This window comes from Acinetobacter junii CIP 64.5, from assembly GCF_000368765.1.
GTDB classification, from domain to species: domain Bacteria; phylum Pseudomonadota; class Gammaproteobacteria; order Pseudomonadales; family Moraxellaceae; genus Acinetobacter; species Acinetobacter junii.
In genome coordinates, this window is record NZ_KB849655.1 from 778,775 (window position 1) to 794,476 (window position 15,702).

Below are 15,702 nucleotides of genomic sequence, written 5' to 3' on the forward strand. Positions count from 1 at the left end.
CTTTTAGGTTCAACTATGTCTCAAACAATCACACTTTATGTAGATGGCGCATGTAAAGGCAATCCAGGATTAGGTGGTTGGGGGGCTTATATCATTACAGAAACCGAAGAGCATAAAATTTATGGTGGTGAGCTAGAAACGACCAATAATCGAATGGAATTAACTGCAGCGATAGAAGGTATTTCTTTTTGCCCAGTCGATGCTCACCTAATTATCTGGACAGATTCAAACTATGTAAAACAAGGTATCACTGAATGGATACATGGTTGGAAAAAGAAAAATTGGAAAGATGTTAAAAACCCTGATTTGTGGAAAAAATTAGACGCCGTGTGCGCAAATAGAAATATTGAGTGGAACTGGATCAAAGGTCATGCGGGCCATCCAGGAAATGAAATGGCTGATCAACTAGCAAACATGGGTGCTGAACAAACTGCAAAACAAAGCTCAAAAATGACGCAGGCTAACGCTGATACAAAAAAGCCTGAATCTGATTGGCTACTCGATGATCCCTTTGGTTTAGACCTCGATGAAGAAGCAGATGAGTTGATTGAAGAGATTGAAATTGATTTACAAGTCACAGAGCAAATCGAAGAAATTATAGAGGTTAAATCTGTAAATGAATCTTCAAACCCATACATTGTAATTACAGATGCAAAATTAAATCTACAAGGCCCTCGCCAATTGATTCTAGATACAGAAACGACAGGTTTCTATTATCAAGACAACGATCGAATCATTGAGGTGGGTGCAATCGAAATGATTAATCGTAAGCTTACAGGTAGTTCTATTCATATTTATATTAACCCAGAAAAACCAGTTGGCGACTCAGTCGATGTACACGGTATCACTGATGAATTCTTAGCGGACAAACCTAAATATGCTGAAATCGCAGATGTACTTTTCGAATTTTTAAAAGGTGCTGAAATTATTGCACATAATGCGACCTTCGATATGAACTTCTTAGATATGGAGTTTAAACGCGCGGGGCTTCCAGCATTATCAGAAGTTTGTGAAGTTACGGATACACTCGCCCTTGCTAAAAACAAGCATCCTGGTCAAAAAAATTCACTTGATGCCTTAGTCCGTCGTTATGAAATTCCTGCTCGCGATCGTACCTTCCACGGTGCATTACTCGATGCTGAAATTTTGGCTGATGTTTACTTGGCGATGACAGGAGGACAAGTCTCATTTGATATGGATGCCTTATCCCAAACCGAACAACAACAGAATAAAACCACTCGTCAACGCGTACAAATTGATTTGCCAATTATTTACCCGACTGATGATGAACTTCAGCAACATGAGACTTGGGTCAAACAATTCGAAGAAAAACATGGAAAACCATGCTTTTTTGCAAAATAAATTTGCTTATAAGTTCAGGTTTTTTTGTTTCAAGCTTTCAAAGTTAAGTTATATTAACTCTTAAAGATTTAAACCCTCTCCATAGAGGGTTCATGGATATAACAACTTAGGAAAGGTGTAGGTCATATGTCTTACCAAACCTCGATTCATTTCGACCCAACGGCATTATTAATAATAAAAAATGAGATCGATAATTCGATTAAATTGGTAGAGACTGCAGTCAATACTCTTGCCGAAGAACAAGCCTTGCCATTTGGGATTGATGATGCTCTCAATCAGTTTGAACAATGCACGAATGTTCTAGCCTTGATTGATATCCCACACCTATCGCAGATTACGCAATACTCTGCTGAGCTTATGCGTAAAATCATGGCTCAACCTGAACAAATTAAAACTAGTGATGTTGTGGCTTTGAGCGAAGGCACAACCATGCTGAAACGTTATATCGAATTCATTTGTTTACGTGAAGTTAAAGTTCCACAGTTCCTATTAGATACACTCAATCGTTTAGAAAAAGCATTAGGCAAGCCAATCACTAAAGAAGGTCAAACGATTCAACCTTTATTGGATTGCTTTACGCCAAATTTTGATTTGCCAAAGGCCCCTGATTTAGAAAAATCACAGTATGTCCATCAGTTATATAAATTGTGCTTAAATAAACTGATTAAACAAGCAGAAACACCTTTGTATTTACAAGGCTTAAAACTTGTTGCAGTTTATATGGCTGGTTTAGCATCGGGTTTGCCAAGTCAACAATATTGGCAACTTGTGAATGTAGGTTTAGGACATATTGAAGATCTACTGATTACTGAAGCACGCTTACGTACATTTATTAAGATTGAAACCAATATTGGTCAATTTCTTGCTAATCCCAATGCATTTCAAACTGACTTAAATGATTTAGCGGATATCTTGAGTATTTGTATCAGTCAAGAAGATGATCTTTCTCATCATATTCGTGAACAGCTTAATATTGGTGATGAGTTACTCAGTGATACTCAGCTACAAGTTTTGAGTCGCCATTTGTACGGACCAGACTACGAAACAATTCATACCATTAGCCAACTAATGACGGATGAGATGGCTCAAATCCGCAACGAGATTGAATATAACCATGAAAATATGTCTGCTGAAAAAACTCAAGAACTTCAGCAAAAACTTCATCAGCTCTCAAATGTATTTAAAATTCTCAATCTAAATGAAGCGGCAAAAGAACTGACGCAGCAAGCAGAAAAACTCAGCCAAACAAATACATTGACTGATGCAGCATCAGTACAACATTTAATGAATAGTATCTTGGCTTCGATGAATTCTATCGGGATTCTTGAGCGTAACTATACTTCAAGTCGTTTACAATTACGTGTGAATAACATGCAAATCTCTTTGGATCGTTTAGATGAAGCGCACAAAGCTTTATTAAGCGAAACCAAAACTCTGATTGAAACACTGACTCAAACACTTAGTCTTTACGCTCAAGACTCTACAGCACACAATTTAGAGTCTCTGCCTATTTATCTCAAAGAACTATCAGGTGCTGCCCTATTCTTGGGAAGTACTGCACAACAAACTGCTTTGTTAGGTGCAGTTCAATTTGCAGAACATCGACTTGCTCAAAATGAAACTTTTGAGGCTGAACACATTAACTGTATTTTAAATGTTGTCGCAGGACTTGATCTATTGGTTGATAACTTAAAGAACAAACAACCTGTGTTGCAATCTATGTTTGATGTGGCATTATCAAACAGTCAACAGTTACAAAGCGCAGCGGCATAATGACCCAACTATCACTTGCTTATATTTTTCAACATCAAAAGCTCTTAGTAGATGAAAATTTACAGTTACCTCAAGTTGAAAAGTTAGCAAGTGATTTGCCTATTCATCACGATGACCAAGTAATTGCACGTGATCTTCTTGATGATGAGCCAATTCCAGAGGGCTATCAATTAGTTCCGATCAGAGAACTCATACAATCATGGGATACTTCGGATTTCTTACAAGCAAGCCGTGCTGTCCAATTACTAGAGTGGCGTCGTAACCATAAATTCTGTAGTCATTGTGGTCATATGACCGAGGTGCATTCGAGAGAATATGCGATGGTTTGCCCTGCTTGTGGGTACCACCAATATCCTCGAGTTCAACCTTGTATTATCACAGTGATCACAAAAGGGACTGACGAGATTCTTCTAGCAAAATCCGCTCATAACAAATCAAATATGTATGGTTTGATTGCAGGTTTTGTTGAAGTTGGCGAAACTCTTGAAGAGGCTGTACAACGTGAAACACTTGAAGAAGTTGGCTTAAAGCTCAAAAATATTCGTTACATGTCTAGCCAACCTTGGCCATTCCCTAGTAACTTAATGATAGCGTTTCATGCTGAATACGAATCGGGTGACATTGAATTGCAAGTAGAAGAAATTAGTGACGCTCAGTTCTTCAAGTTTAATGAATTACCTGAAATCCCATTCAAAGGCAGTATTGCCCACAGTATGATTACTCAAATCATAGGTCAAAAAAAAGCATCTTAATTAAGATGCTTTTTTATTTAGTCTTCTAAAGCCTCTTCCAAGAAATGCATAATGGTGCGTTTCGTTTTGAAGTAATGACTGACAAAACTTGCAAGTGTTGCCACGATGGTAATATGTCCAGTTTTTGGAATCACCATCACATGGCTATGATTGCCTTTTTCTCTTAGTGCTTTATCCAGATCAAATGTATTATGACTACCTACTAACTGATCGTTTTCCGCCATCAACAAATAGTGCTTAATCTTGTTCGGATTGACAAAATAATATGGCATCACTTGCTTATACGGTACATGCTGATCAAAGGCATGTTCAGAAAGAGGATCATCTTTATAATCAAAATGATATGGACCAGCCATTCCCACGATTGCTTTGATCTTATCAGTATATTTGAAGTTCTGAGCGTACGGAGAATAAACCACTGACATTACATTAAAAGCACCCGCGGAATGCCCCATTAAGATAATGTTTTCAGTAGAAATATTAAGTTTTGCTTGGTTTTGATTTAGATAATGAATTGCTTGAGCAAGATCATCAACAAATGCAGGAAAAATTTGTTCTGGGGCAAGTTGATAATTAATAACAGCAACATCAAAACCTTCTCGAGCAAAACTTTCGCCTACGAAAAGATAATCACGTTTATTACCATGTTGCCATGAACCACCATGCACGAACACAATCAATGGTCGCTGCTTTTTAGGATTTTTAGTTCGATAAAGGTCTAAACGATGTCTTGCCTTTAAACCATAGGCAAGATGCTCTTCCTTTTCAAAGGTATCCTTTGGTGTCAGATAATTGATTGAGTAACTGGCTAGATCATACAGACGAAACTCTTGATAAAAGCTTTTCGCCCGTGTCACATTTTCTTGAACTTGTTGAATAAGTTGCTTCATAAATTAGGGTACAGTCGGTGTAGAAGTCGCAGGTTCTGCCTGATCGGGATCAATTGCTACTGGAGTTTCAACGAGAGGTTGTGTCGTCACTGTACCCACCATAGGAGTTGCTGTGGTTGAACTCGCCATCGTTCCAGATGATTGGTCAATATTATCAATCAGAGTAACAATTTTACTCACATTACCAACTTTTTGTAAGACGTCATCCAAATCTCTTATTTCCGCAGTATTTAGACGTCCCATGACATAAAGAACACCATTTTCAGTGTGTACCAACACTTTACTATCTGAAACTACAGGTGCTTTCATCAGTAAACCACGAGTATTTGCGGTTACTGTTGCATCTTGCATAATCGTGTTGTAGCCAACTTTATCACCGACAGTAATGTAGTTATGTACAGCTTTGACATCACTCATTGCTCGAAGATTATCTTCAGCTAATTGCTTCAAATATGGATCAGGTACTTGACCCGTTAACAACACATTACTATGAAAACTTTCAATATTGATGCGGGACTGTTTAAAACGGTGATCTAATTTATACAAATTAATATTGGCTGTACGCTTGATAGACGAATCAATAAATACTTGTCCGAGACTACGTTCCCCACTATTTGTGCCGACAGGTGAAGTTCCTGTTCCACCTGAAATAAAACTCGCACATCCTGATAAACTTGCAGCGCAAAGTAACGTAATCGTTAAACGTTTTAACACTTGGCAAGACTCCCTATCTACAAACTTGTTCAATCTTAGGTATTTATCTCAAAAAGACCAAATTAATGCTCAATCTAAAGTAAATGCATGTTCAATCCACTGCTGATCATACTGCAATTTTGAAAAGTCTGGTTGTACTGTTTTTGCAATTTTCTGTGGAAAATCAAAACAAATCACATCAAAACGACAATCAAAATCCTCATAATCTGGATTTTTCTGTAAAAACTGCTGCGCTGTCTTTATTATTTTCCGTTGTTGCGAGCGTGTAATCACTTCACATGACTCCGCATAGCTCCCTGCCGATCGTGCCTTTATCTCAACAAAGATCAACTCATTCTGTCGTTTTACAATTAAATCGATTTCTCCATAACGAGAATGATAATTTTGAGCGACACATTCATATTGAAATTGTTGAAGATAGATTAATGCTTGTTGCTCAGCCCAATGTCCGAGTTCATTTGCGTTTTCTGTCATGACATTTATTTCTTATTTTAAGATTTGGATTCCGTGCTCTTGTTGCTGATAGCAAGTTGGTTGTCTGAAAATTTTATTGTCTTTAAAACTTATTGCACCAGTTCGCCCCATAAATGAAGTTTGTTGCTGATTCTGATTACTCAATAAATATTGAGTGATTGTCCATGCATCACCACCAAAAGCAAGTAAGCGTTGAAATGCCATATTTTCAGGCTGCTCTTTATACGCTTCAATAAGATCTACCCATTGTCCATTATACAATGCAGGCGTATCACAAAAACTAAGTCCTATAGGAATAGTCTGTCCTTGCTCGATACTTAATGGTGTTGCATAGACTCTTTTTTCAGGTAGCTCACCTAGTTGTTGAATCCATTGATGATGCCCCAGCAGTAACAACCCTTCCTTTCTTGAGATTTTTTTAGGCAGAGTGTCTATAACTTGTATTTCTGAACCAAATTCTACCGAAAGAGCCTGCATAAATAATTCTGTGGCTGCTTCAGTACCAGTCTCACGCAGAACCCATAATTTTTTTACGCGATCGTTTTTTAATAATTGGGTCAAGGCAGCTGCATCATGTTGTTTCGACAAACTAAATTGCCACACATTTTCAGCATGTTGATTCACATCATTTAGTGCCAGTACAGGAAGCTTAGGCTCCAGTTGCATGACAGCATCAATATCATTTCTAGCCAAAGGACCAACGACCAATTTAATTTTGTTATTCACCTTCTTCTTAAAGATGTAATCCATACTGTTTTTAGTTGAATCGGCAAAAATTATTTTTTCTTGGCTGCCAGATGCTGCATAAGCACTCAAGAAACCACGTTTAATGTTTTCACTCGCTCGCGCCATAGCACCAGATTCAGGTAGAATCACCAAGATGTCCGCGTAAGCTGGGCTCACAAATGCTGCAAAAAAAAGTGGCAGCCAATATTTTTTTATATACATTAGGGAGTTACCTTTTATGAGTGCTCAATTATTTGTTGTAGCAACCCCGATTGGGCACTTAGATGACATGACCTATCGTGCAATTGATATTTTAAAGTCTGTATCGGTAGTTGCGGCAGAAGACACTCGTCAATCTGCACAGTTATTTAAACACTATAATATCTCAACTCAATTAACTGCGTGTCATGATCACAATGAAAGTAACAAAATTGATCAACTTCTCCAAAAAATGTTAAATGGTGAAGACGTCGCGCTAATCAGTGATGCTGGAACGCCATTAATTAGTGACCCTGGTTTCAAACTGGTTCGTGCTGCTCAAGAACATGGAATACGTGTTATTCCTGTACCTGGTGCATGCGCAGCGATCGCAGCATTAAGTGCTGTTGGTTTGCCTAGCGATCGTTTTAGTTTCGAAGGATTTCTTCCATCCAAAGCATCTCAACGCATTAGCCAACTTGAAAAGCTTAAAGATGAAACACAAACATTAATTTTCTATGAAGCACCTCATCGAATTTTGGCATGTATCCAAGACATGGTTCAGGTCTTTGGTGAAGATCGACCTGTAGGTTTTGCTCGCGAAATTACCAAAACTTTCGAAACGATCAAAAAAATGACATTAAAAGAACTCGTAACGTTTATCCAAAATGATCACAATCAAGAAAAAGGTGAAATCGTAGTTGTCGTTGGTGGTGCTACGACTGAAAAAGATATGGAACAAGATAAGCTAGATGACTTATTGAAACGATTACTACAAGATCTCTCCGTCAAAGCAGCTTCACAATTGGCAGCTGATTTGACTGGTATTAAAAAGAAAATAGCATATCAGCGTGCTTTGGAATTAACACAAAATGATAATTAAAACATCATAACAGACTAAAAATGGCAATAGATTTATCACCTACTTTAGGCCCACACGAAGGTAGAGAACTTGAGTTACTACTTTCGGGTGAAAAGCCTATTGCCCTTTTTTATGAGGAAGTTCCAGATGAATTCTTATCCCATTTAAATTCAGGCAATTTAAAAAAGATTATGAAGACCTTCCCAACTCAACATGCGAATAAAACTATAACATTTTGTTTAATTTATAAGAATGCTCCAAAATCTCATCTTAATGAATTGCTATCGATACTAGAGCAGTCTTTACTACAAAAAGGTTTTCAACCCACAATCGAACGTAGAATCGGTCAGTTATTGGGTTATAGAGAAATTGATATTGAATACTACCTAAATCATATCGCACGGAGACTCCAGTAATTTTTTCAATGTTGCTAAGCTTTTGACATAACCTTACTTTGATCCATTTTTCGCTCTGATCTCGCCTGTTGAATTACGCTCAATCCTGAACTCACACCGAGATAAGCAATAATAAAAGCGACCAATAAATCTGGATAGAAGGTTCCTGTTCCCCAAACACTTGCTGCAGCGAAAATTACCGCAATATTTGCGATCGCATCATTACGGCTACACAACCATACGGAACGCATATTGGCATCACCATCTCGAAATGTATAAAGCATGATGGCAACAAATACGTTAACCAGTAATGCCAATATCCCAATAGCTCCCATTAGCATAGGTTCAGGTATCATACCTATCCACCATGACCAAATCACTTTAATGATCACAAAGATACCAAAAGCAGCCATTGTGATTCCTTTCAGTAAAGCTGCCGTTGCTCGCCAATACAAACTCATTGAAAGCACAATTAATGAAATTGCATAGTTTGCAGCATCTCCTGCAAAATCTAGTGCATCAGCCCATAGAGACACGGATTGTGCATGCGCTCCTCCGATGATTTCTACAAAAAACATAAGCGCATTTAAAATTAATGCGATCCATAATGCCTTTCTAAACTTAGGACTCATTGTTTTTGCTGGGGAACACGCTGTATTACAACCACATCCTGCCATGACTTTTCTCTAAGAATCTTTTATAGTGATTAAAAACCCTTGAGTAGCTCTAGAGTCAAGCATAATGAATTTTACAATTGGGCAATTATCTAAAAAGTCAGGTGTTTCAATAGATACCATTCGTTATTATGAAAAGATTGGATTACTTGAAAAAGCAAAACGTACAGCAGGAAATTATCGACATTATTCTGAAGAGATACTTTCAGAACTTTTATTTTTAAAACATTGCCGCGAATTGGGCATAACCCTGCAAGATATTCAAAAGTTGAAAGAGTTATCAACTCATCCCAACCAAACCTGTATCGAAGTTGATCACTTAATCGATCAATACCTTAATGAAGTTTCTCAAAAGATTCAAAATTTAGAGCACCTCAAGCAAGACTTTATTCAACTGAAACAACAATGCTCTCAACACCGCACGATAGAACAATGCGGAATTTTAAAAGGATTACATCAGCCACTAGAATGTGATCTCACATTACATCAACATAAAAAAGCATCACAATTGTGATGCCTTTCAAATGCTTTAAATTCAGTCGTGATGTTCACCAGGAGGAACTTCAGTAATTCTGCCACCACGAGCGAGGAACGCAGCCACTTCGTCTTCCAAAGCCTGACGCTGCTTCTGTTTAGCAGTCACAGTTAACGTTTCAGCTTCAGCTAGATCAGCATCATCAATCGTTTCTTCTTCGCTATCTGCACCGCTTTCTGCTGCTTTCGCCTCTTCATCGTCTACAGCAGAGTCTTCAGTATTTTCATCGTAATCATTAATTTCCGTCATATTACTCTCCCCACAATGACTAAATCTTCATCATCGTTATTTGGTCATCAGAACTTTGTGAAATGTAACAAGCTCTTCTCATTTATCAAAGTAGAATGTTTAACAAATTGTACTTTTAACGACCAAATTCACTCTGATTTATAAATGATTGTATAAAAAATATCTACTATTTTTTAGCAAGCGTAGCGTGTGTGTTGCAATGCACCCAATCCATTCGCTTGTTGCATAAAGCGGTCCTTGAGTACTTCAAATTCTTCAACTTGCTTTAATCCAAAGTTCCTTGCCCAAACAAAGGGAAATAGCTCCGAACTTTCTAACCAACCTATTGCTGACATACTGTGCATCATAGCGTCGTTTTGACCTTTACGTTGATGTTCATAGCGAAGCAAAGTTTGCTCATTTGCCCATACACCACGTTTTAAATCATGCAATAAAACATCACATAAAACTGCTGCGTCTAAGCAACCGATATTTACGCCCTGACCTGCCAAAGGATGGATGACATGTGCAGCATCTCCAATCAAAGCTAAACCAGATTTGATATAACGCTGAGCTGCTCTTGCTTTAAGTGGGAATTGTGCTCTTGATCTTACATCGACCACTTCACCCAACATTTGCAAACTTTCACGTGTCAGTAATTGCATAAACTCCTGATCTGATAACTTCGAATATTCATCCGCATAATCATCAGGTAGAGTCCATACAATTGATTGCCAGTAGCCATTTTCTTGTTGATCTAAGCTTGCCATAGGTAGAAATGCAAGTGGACCAGTAGGTAGAAAAATTTGGCGTGCGACATATTGATTCGGTTGTGTCGTTTTAATCGCACAACTGATTGCAGCTTGTTTGTAGTCTAAAATATCTAAATCAATATAAGCTTGCTCACGTACAAATGAGTTTGCACCATCAGCACCGATCAATAACTTAGTTTTGAGGATCGTGCCATCGGCGAGTTGAATCGACCAACCTTTTGCAATTTGCTCAATGCGAATAACTTTTACTTGGGTACGGTAATCTTTGAGCTGCTGTAACATTTTTTGCTGTATCGCAATATTCAAAACACTTGGCTCAACCATTGAACCTAAAGCTTGATCTGCACGAGGTTGCTCTTCGGAAGCATGCCCAAAATTTATTTCACCATAACCATTTTTATTCCAGACTTGCATACCTGAATATGGCATTTGTCGTGCTAAATCATTCCAAACATCAACTGTCTTTAGTAGATGAATCGTTGCTTGACTTAAAGCCAACACACGTGGATTCATCACGGCTAAAGTTTTGTCTTGATCAAGTACTGGTGCAGCATCCAATACTGTTGCTTGCACGCCACCTTGTGATAGCAACAACGCTGTTAAACCACCGACTAATCCACCACCAACAATGACGACATCTAACATTTCACTCATGCTTTTAGCCCCATCGCGTAGTTCGCAACCAAAGGCTTAATGCCAGGAATCACATCAAATGCAATCAATCCTGTATTTCTTATTAATTTAAGAAGCGGATTTTGATTACTAAAACCACGCACCACTGAATCACAGAACTTAATCACACGCTGCTGATCTGTTAAACGTGCTTGCTCATAAGCCAATAAATTATCAGGATGACCAATATCATCAGACTTCGCTAACTGCTCTAGTAAATAGCGAACCAATACATCAGCATCACGTAAACAAAGGTTAAAGCCTTGCCCTGCAACAGGATGTATTGTGTGCGCTGCATTACCCATGAGAACTACACGACCAACCGCCTGCTTGTGAGCCAGAACTTGTGACAATGGATAACTAAAACGTTTACCCGTTTTTTCAAATTTACCCGCACGATCGCCATAAGTTTCTTGTAGAGCATCTAAGAAGTGTTGATCATTTTCTTCACCCAACCATTCAGCTTCAGCACCTTTTTTAACTGGCCAAACGACAGAACGACGATATTCACCAGGTAAAGGTAATAATGCCAATGGTCCTAATGCGCTAAAACGCTCAAAACCAACCTGTTGATGAGGTTTAGAGGTTTGAACCGTTGTGACAATCGCAACTTGGTCATAATCATGTTCATCCACGCCCACACCAATTGCTTGACGACAGAAAGAATCACGACCATCTGCTGCGATCACTAACTTTGATTTGAGCGAGTGTATATATTCACCATTACGCATGGCTTCAATGTGAACCTCATCTGCATCTTGTGTCAGTGACGTCACTTGCACCCCATCAATTAATTCAATCAGAGGCTGCTGACGAACTTGGGTGAGTAATACTCGACCTAACCACGCATTTTCAATTACTTGCCCAAAGCTTTCTACTTTCTCTTGTTCTGCTACTAGTCGTGCTTTACCAAAGCTACCCTGCTCTGTGATATGCACTTGTAAAATTGGGGTCGCATGTTGTTGTAATGCATCCCACAAGCCTAACTTTTGATAAATTTGCACGCTACGGCGTGACAAAGCGGTGTTACGAGCATCAAAACTTGAGTGATATGGAGCTAGATTTTCGTCATCGTAATTTGGATATTTCACAGCTTCTAATAGCTTTACGGCAATATTAGATTTTGCCAACATTAAAGCAAGGCTGAGTCCAACCATACCCCCACCGACAATGATGACTTGTTGCTGCATAATATTATTCCTTATCAGTTTTTCATGACTTGATGTTTCGGGACTATCTTACTCTAACTCAAATTGGGATTGGAATTTGTACTTTGTTTGGACTGTGTTTTATTTTAATTCGACAAATAAAAAAGGCTTATTTATCCTAGAATAAGCCTTTAGATCAATATTTCAGACTTAACTAGCCATTAATTGCTCAATCTCTTCAACAGTTTTCACTACATTCTTAGTCAAAACCAACGGTCCATTTTCAGTGACTACAATATCATCTTCGATACGAATCCCAATACCACGCCATTTCGCCTCAACTGTTTCATCATCAGGTGCGACGTATAAACCAGGCTCAACGGTGACTACCATACCTGCTTCATAAGCACGCCAGTCTTCGCCATGCTTATAAGCGCCCACATCATGCACATCCATACCAAGCCAATGCCCAGTGCCATGCATAAAGAATTGACGGAATGCTTCACTTTCAACCAACTCATTTACATTACCGCTAAGTAAGCCAAGATCAACCAAACCTTGGGTTAAAATCTTGACAGCCACTTCATGTGGATATTTGTAGTGATTGCCGATACGGGTTGCATCAATCGCAGCTAGTTGTGCATCTAATACAATATTGTAAAGTGCTTTTTGCTCAGGACTGAACTTACCATTGACTGGGAAAGTGCGAGTGATATCAGATGCATAGAATTCATATTCACAAGCAGCATCTATTAAAACCAAATCACCATCTTTTAATGGTTTATTGTTTTCTACGTAATGCAAAATGCACGCATTCTCTCCACCACCGACAATACTATTGTAGGCTGGTACACAACCATTTTTACCAAAAATATAATTGAGTTCTGCTTCAAGTGCATACTCCATCATTTCTGGTTTCACTGATTGCATAGCACGTGTATGTGCATCTGCACTGATATTTGATGCGATCTGCATTAGCTCGATTTCTTGCGCTGATTTTTTCAGACGCATCTCATCTATAAGTCGATCAAGCTGAATGACCTCTGCTGGAGAGGTTGATCCACGACGTTGTTGAGAATCAGCTTTTTGAATCCATTGACTTACTCTGGCATCAAACTCAGCTTGATGACCAATTCGAAAATACAGACGATCTTTATTTAAGAGCTTTGCAATGATTTCCTGATCCAATAAATCTATTGCAAATGCTTCATCTGCACCATAGATTTCAACAGCCCCTTCCACACCAGCACGGTAACCATTCCAAATCTCCATTTCGCGATTACGCTCTCGGCAAAATAAGGAATAACGATACGTTTCACCTTCAGCGAAGGTTTCCAATACCGCAACTGCTTCAGGTTCAGCAAAACCAGTTAAATAATAAAAACTACTGTCAGCTCGATATTTATAGTCTGCATCGCGATTGCGGTACATTTCTGCACGTGTCGCAATAATAGCAACACTATTTGCACCCATTTTCTGAGCTAAATGATCACGGCGTTGTTTAAAATCAGCTTGAGTTAGTTTCATATTATCCTACAGCTTGAAAGTCCCTCTAAAAAGTAAGAGGGATTTATTAGGGAGATTTAATACCGCATTAACTCGGACGATGCGGTGTAAACATTTCTACAATAGTTTGTGGATCAGCTGTGCTTTCTTGATTTCTGCTTTTGGCATGAAAGTTTTTTAAGAGTGAGCTTTCACTAACAGAAATCTTTTTGCGACCAATCGATAAGCTCACTGGAATTAAACGAACAAACTCGTATAACTCTTCATAGCTTGCTTCACCTTCGTCATCATTATCTGAATCTTCAAACTCTACTGCTGCAACATCTTGTAAGTGTTCAATGAGTTCTTGTTCATCAGCACGAATATGTCCTGATGCTAAACCAAAGCCTAGAACCACACCAGCACACCAATCTGCCAAAGCTTGAACTCGATCAACAAGTAGATGACTATCATCTGGCAACATCGGCAAATAATCTAACTCATCGTCAGACAAGGCATGAGAAACATCTTCGCTTTCGTCAGTTAAGCTTTCTAACGCCTCTTCCGATAATGCAGGAACATTTAAAGTATTTAAAATTTGTGACCATTCGTCTTTGGTTGGTGCTTGTGTGACACAAACTATACCTGTGAGTAATCCATGTAACTCACTTGGACTTGAAATCTCTTCAATCCCATCAAAATGGGCATTCCAATCCGTCCAACCTGAAATATCGTCTTGCATTCGTTTATCCAATCTCTATACTGCTGTATATATTACCTTTGATTGCAACTCTGTGCGACCTCGTTATGTTAGAACAATTACAGCGTCTACAAGCGCATATTGGTGTTTTAAAAACACGTTTACATCATTTAGAGCGCGAAAACACTTCGCTCACTGAAGCTAAAGCTTTAGCTGAAACAGACCATCATGCACAAATCGTGCAAAAAAATAGCATCATCACGCAAAAGCAGGAAAAAGTTGATAACTTAACTGAACAATTAACTCAGTTACAAGATCAATTTAAGCAGCTGAATCAAGATGCGACAACACTTGCTGAACGCTATAGCCGCTTGGAAAAAAGCACCACTGACTTAAAAAATCGCTTTCAAGAGATTTTGGCAGAGCGTAATGATTTACGTGTGACTAAAGAGAAGCTCCAAGCACAACAACGTCATAGTCAGCAAGAAATCCAAGATCTTCAGCAAGATCGTGATCGTTTATTGCAAAAAAATGAGCTTGCAAAATCAAAAGTTGAAGCAATTATTCAACGTCTTGCCATCCTAGGTACTGCGCAAGATCATCATGCACAAGAAATTCAGCAACTTGCTCACCCGAATGCTGAACTACAAGAGGAAAACTGATCATGAGTGAACAAGTGACAGTAGAACTTCGTTTAATTGAACAGACTTTTCGCTTAAATACCACTGAAGACAAACGTGAAGAATTAGAGCGTGCAGCTGAACTACTGAATCAAAAGTTTCAGGATATGCGACGTAATGCTCCTCGTGTAGAACACAATAAATTAGTCATTATGGTTGCCTTACAGATGGCACAAGATGTCTTTAGTTTGAATAAATCTTTGCAGGAATATGCTCACTGTGAGCGCCTACTTCAAACCATCTTGGAAGATGTCGAACAAACTGTTGAGTAAAATTGCACAAAGCCCCATCAATTAGTAAGTATCTTTACAGATATGTGATCTGCAAGGATTGTCATCGTGTAAAGATCAGTTATACTAAAACTGTCTCTAGGGTGTTCGCCAGTACGTCTAGTCCCCTGCCGATACTTAAATTTATGGATGTGTCCTGTACATTTTGAGTGTATGCCTGCCTCGAGTAGGAAACCCAGTAAGTGTACGTCACCTCCACCTTGAACTCATCGGGTTCAGGGTAACGACCATGCAGCGGCACCTCTGGAGCATTACTTTTCTAATGGTTCTCACCAAAAGAAAATTCAATTTATAATCCCCTTTAAATCAAATCGTTCTTTGTTTTTATTACCTCTTAAACTCTGCTTATTTTTAGTACATTTCAAATAAAA

General features: G+C 38.6%; 18 protein-coding genes and 1 other RNA gene. 9 read left to right on the forward strand and 10 right to left on the reverse strand.

Going from position 1 to position 15,702, the window contains the following annotated elements:
- Window positions 1–15 precede the first annotated feature (15 nt).
- The 3 genes from dnaQ (at window position 16) to nudC (ending at window position 3,887) form a co-directional block, all read left to right on the forward strand.
- Complete coding sequence (dnaQ, locus tag F948_RS09460) at window positions 16–1,362, forward strand: DNA polymerase III subunit epsilon (RefSeq protein ID WP_004963086.1); 1,347 nt, start codon at window positions 16–18, stop codon at window positions 1,360–1,362.
- Between the two features lie 126 nt (window positions 1,363–1,488).
- On the forward strand, window positions 1,489–3,135 hold the full coding sequence (locus F948_RS09465) for a hypothetical protein (protein WP_004963087.1): 1,647 nt from the start codon (window positions 1,489–1,491) through the stop codon (window positions 3,133–3,135).
- Window positions 3,135–3,887 (forward strand): NAD(+) diphosphatase, encoded by a 753-nt coding sequence (nudC, locus tag F948_RS09470; RefSeq protein WP_004912396.1) that lies wholly within the window; start codon window positions 3,135–3,137, stop codon window positions 3,885–3,887. Before F948_RS09465 ends, nudC begins: the two co-directional genes overlap by 1 nt.
- A gap of 17 nt (window positions 3,888–3,904) precedes the next feature.
- Here the strand turns inward: nudC and F948_RS09475 are convergent, their stop codons facing one another.
- The 4 genes from F948_RS09475 to F948_RS09490 form a co-directional block, all read right to left on the reverse strand.
- Window positions 3,905–4,777 carry an alpha/beta hydrolase gene (locus tag F948_RS09475; RefSeq protein WP_004912398.1) on the reverse strand — a complete coding sequence of 291 codons (873 nt, stop codon included), beginning with the start codon at window positions 4,775–4,777 and terminating at the stop codon, window positions 3,905–3,907.
- A 3-nt stretch (window positions 4,778–4,780) separates the two neighbouring features.
- A complete protein-coding gene (locus F948_RS09480; RefSeq protein ID WP_004963090.1) occupies window positions 4,781–5,491 on the reverse strand; it encodes a BON domain-containing protein in 711 nt (236 codons plus the stop codon).
- A gap of 69 nt (window positions 5,492–5,560) precedes the next feature.
- Entirely contained in the window at window positions 5,561–5,965 is a 405-nt protein-coding gene (locus F948_RS09485; RefSeq protein ID WP_004955268.1) for a YraN family protein, read from the reverse strand.
- 12 nt (window positions 5,966–5,977) lie between these two features.
- Complete coding sequence (locus tag F948_RS09490) at window positions 5,978–6,913, reverse strand: penicillin-binding protein activator (RefSeq protein ID WP_004963093.1); 936 nt, start codon at window positions 6,911–6,913, stop codon at window positions 5,978–5,980.
- Window positions 6,914–6,929: 16 nt separating this feature from the next.
- Here F948_RS09490 and rsmI point away from each other — a divergent pair, with 16 nt between their 5' ends.
- Together rsmI and F948_RS09500 are read left to right on the forward strand one after the other, a co-directional pair.
- A complete protein-coding gene (rsmI, locus tag F948_RS09495) occupies window positions 6,930–7,772 on the forward strand; it encodes a 16S rRNA (cytidine(1402)-2'-O)-methyltransferase (protein WP_004963095.1) in 843 nt (280 codons plus the stop codon).
- 20 nt (window positions 7,773–7,792) lie between these two features.
- Window positions 7,793–8,167: a hypothetical protein gene (locus F948_RS09500; RefSeq protein WP_004912413.1), complete on the forward strand. Its 375-nt coding sequence runs from the start codon at window positions 7,793–7,795 to the stop codon at window positions 8,165–8,167.
- A 14-nt stretch (window positions 8,168–8,181) separates the two neighbouring features.
- Here F948_RS09500 and F948_RS09505 read toward each other — a convergent pair whose 3' ends face one another.
- Entirely contained in the window at window positions 8,182–8,823 is a 642-nt protein-coding gene (locus tag F948_RS09505; RefSeq protein WP_004963096.1) for a cation efflux transmembrane domain-containing protein, read from the reverse strand.
- A gap of 61 nt (window positions 8,824–8,884) precedes the next feature.
- On the opposite strand from F948_RS09505, the gene F948_RS09510 reads away from it, so the two are divergent.
- Window positions 8,885–9,334, forward strand: coding sequence for a MerR family transcriptional regulator (locus F948_RS09510; protein ID WP_026057421.1), 450 nt, complete (start codon window positions 8,885–8,887; stop codon window positions 9,332–9,334).
- Window positions 9,335–9,355: 21 nt separating this feature from the next.
- On the opposite strand, the gene F948_RS09515 is transcribed toward F948_RS09510, so the two are convergent.
- The 5 genes from F948_RS09515 to F948_RS09535 form a co-directional block, all read right to left on the reverse strand.
- Window positions 9,356–9,604 carry a hypothetical protein gene (locus F948_RS09515; protein ID WP_004963100.1) on the reverse strand — a complete coding sequence of 83 codons (249 nt, stop codon included), beginning with the start codon at window positions 9,602–9,604 and terminating at the stop codon, window positions 9,356–9,358.
- 173 nt (window positions 9,605–9,777) lie between these two features.
- A complete protein-coding gene (locus F948_RS09520; RefSeq protein ID WP_004963101.1) occupies window positions 9,778–11,010 on the reverse strand; it encodes an FAD-dependent monooxygenase in 1,233 nt (410 codons plus the stop codon).
- The gene (gene ubiH / locus F948_RS09525; RefSeq protein ID WP_004963104.1) at window positions 11,007–12,218 is read right to left on the reverse strand and encodes a 2-octaprenyl-6-methoxyphenyl hydroxylase; all 1,212 of its coding nucleotides are present in this window, start codon (window positions 12,216–12,218) and stop codon (window positions 11,007–11,009) included. The genes F948_RS09520 and ubiH overlap by 4 nt, the downstream gene beginning before the upstream one ends.
- Window positions 12,219–12,386: 168 nt before the next feature.
- Window positions 12,387–13,703: a Xaa-Pro aminopeptidase gene (gene pepP / locus F948_RS09530; RefSeq protein WP_004963105.1), complete on the reverse strand. Its 1,317-nt coding sequence runs from the start codon at window positions 13,701–13,703 to the stop codon at window positions 12,387–12,389.
- A 67-nt stretch (window positions 13,704–13,770) separates the two neighbouring features.
- On the reverse strand, window positions 13,771–14,403 hold the full coding sequence (locus F948_RS09535) for a UPF0149 family protein (RefSeq protein WP_004912433.1): 633 nt from the start codon (window positions 14,401–14,403) through the stop codon (window positions 13,771–13,773).
- 65 nt (window positions 14,404–14,468) lie between these two features.
- On the opposite strand from F948_RS09535, the gene F948_RS09540 reads away from it, so the two are divergent.
- The 3 genes from F948_RS09540 to ssrS all read left to right on the forward strand — a co-directional run bounded on the left by F948_RS09540 (window position 14,469) and on the right by ssrS (window position 15,585).
- Window positions 14,469–15,023 carry a hypothetical protein gene (locus F948_RS09540; RefSeq protein ID WP_004963109.1) on the forward strand — a complete coding sequence of 185 codons (555 nt, stop codon included), beginning with the start codon at window positions 14,469–14,471 and terminating at the stop codon, window positions 15,021–15,023.
- A gap of 2 nt (window positions 15,024–15,025) precedes the next feature.
- Window positions 15,026–15,313 carry a cell division protein ZapA gene (locus F948_RS09545; protein ID WP_004912439.1) on the forward strand — a complete coding sequence of 96 codons (288 nt, stop codon included), beginning with the start codon at window positions 15,026–15,028 and terminating at the stop codon, window positions 15,311–15,313.
- Window positions 15,314–15,403: 90 nt separating this feature from the next.
- Window positions 15,404–15,585: non-coding RNA, 6S RNA (ssrS, locus tag F948_RS16070), on the forward strand.
- Window positions 15,586–15,702: the final 117 nt, after the last annotated feature.